Consider the following 1085-nt stretch of genomic DNA (forward strand, 5'->3'; position numbering starts at 1 on the left):
GGCCGCACCCGACGCCTCCCGGGCACCGCCCTGCGCCGCAAGTTGGAGCTGGAGCAACCCGGCGGGTGCGCCTGGTCGGGTTGTTCACGGCCGGTCCACTGGACCGAAGCACACCACATCCGCGCATGGTGGGCCGGTGGCGAGACCAACGCCGACAACCTCATCCTCCTGTGCCGGTTCCACCACGGCCGCATCCACACCCCCGGATGGACCGTCACCAAAACCGGCCCCGGCACCGCGGTCATCGTCCACCACGACGGACACGAACCGGCCCCGGCCGACATGACCGAACACGAGGGGCAGGACGGGTGCGGGTGCGCCGACTGGCGCACCGAGGCCGACCTCGAGGCCGACTTCCAGAACGACGCCGCGAACGTCTTCGACACCGGGCTGTATCCCGAAGAATGGGCCGAGACCCTCAAAGACGACTTGAACCGCGCCGCCGAACAGCACGAGACCGACCGCGCCTGGGCCGCCGCGAAGACCGCACGCGCCCAAGCACGAGCCCGATTCACCACCGAGAACGTCGAGGCGCGCAGCGACACAAGAACACCGGCACCCGAACCCGAACCGCGCTCGAAACCCGAACGAACCACCGCACCCCGACCGCGCTCAGGACCCGAACGATCCTCCCCGACCACACCCGAACCCCGCCCCGAATCCGAGCAGGACTCTCCTCCCGAACCCGTCTTCACCTGCACCGCAACACGCTCCGACCCCGGACCCCCGCCCTTCTTAGGCCGCCCGCCGCGGAAGGCACCCGCGGCGGGGGCCAGCACACACACGACACACCAACCCGAACCCACCCGACCGGGTTCGGGCCCTCGCCGTGCCCGCACCCGGCCGACCATCCCCGACAAGCCACCCACACCACGCCATCGCCGCCCGGGCGAAGCCCCACCGAAACCGACCCGACAGCCGACCGCGACACCACACCGCCACCCACTCCACCATCGCAGCCCGACCAGGTACACCCGGCGGGCCCTTCTCCGTGTCCCCGGCACCGGACACGAGCCCCGAACCGCCGCCCCTGCTTTCACTGTCCCTACTGCCGCTGCTTCAGCAACCGCGCTCCCTGCGAACCG

Annotated in this window: 1 protein-coding gene; it reads left to right on the forward strand. The window is 71.0% G+C overall.

What is annotated here, in order from left to right; all coding sequences use genetic code 11:
• Positions 1-1085, forward strand: a 1085-nt coding sequence (locus JFB92_RS21750; RefSeq protein WP_199043554.1) for an HNH endonuclease signature motif containing protein, incomplete at both ends; no start/stop codon positions are given.

Source organism: Glycomyces salinus (assembly GCF_016428645.1).
Taxonomy (GTDB): Bacteria; Actinomycetota; Actinomycetes; order Mycobacteriales; family Micromonosporaceae; genus Glycomyces; species Glycomyces salinus.